The organism is Neobacillus paridis, assembly GCF_016765675.1.
Classification (GTDB): domain Bacteria; phylum Bacillota; class Bacilli; order Bacillales; family Cytobacillaceae; genus Neobacillus; species Neobacillus paridis.
In genome coordinates this window covers 1-621 of the sequence record NZ_JAESWB010000343.1, presented here as the reverse complement: position 1 = coordinate 621, position 621 = coordinate 1, and the positions used below count along the sequence as shown (strand labels likewise).

The window sequence follows — 621 nt, the reverse complement described above, 5'->3', positions numbered from 1 at the left end:
CTTCCACCCCTTCGGCAACAACCTGCATGTCGAGCTCGTGCGCCATTGAAATGATCGCGGTCACGATGGCGCCATTTTCACCGTCGCGTCCGATGTCCTGCACAAAGGTGCGGTCGATCTTGAGCCGGTCGATGGGAAAACGCCTCAGGTAGGCAAATGACGAGTAGCCGGTGCCGAAGTCATCGATGGCAAGCTGAATACCGCTTGCGCGCAGCGTCCGGAGCAGGACAACGTTTTCCTCGACCTTTTCCATCAGAAAGGATTCGGTGATCTCCAGTTCGAGCTGTGCCGGCTGCAGTCCGGTGCTCTCAAGAATCCGCAGCACATCGTGCAGCAGGTCACAGTTGTACATCTGGCGTGCCGACAGGTTCACCGAGATGGTCAACTGCCCAAGACCGTCGCGGCTCCACTGCGCCATCTGCGCGCAGGCCGAGCGCAACACCCAGAGGCCGATCGCCTGGATCAGGCCGCACTGTTCCGCGACCGGAATGAATTCCGCCGGGCTCACCGTGCCGAGTTCCGGGCTGCGCCAGCGCAGCAGCGCTTCCATCCCCGTGACCTGGCCTGTCGACAGGCTGGACTGCGGCTGGTAATGCAGCGTCAGTTCATCGCGCTCAAGGG

At 61.5% G+C, this 621-nt stretch carries 1 protein-coding gene; it reads right to left on the bottom strand.

Going from position 1 to position 621, the window contains the following annotated elements; genetic code table 11:
* Positions 1–621, bottom strand: a 621-nt coding sequence (locus JK635_RS29125) for an EAL domain-containing protein (protein ID WP_202655779.1), incomplete at both ends; no start/stop codon positions are given.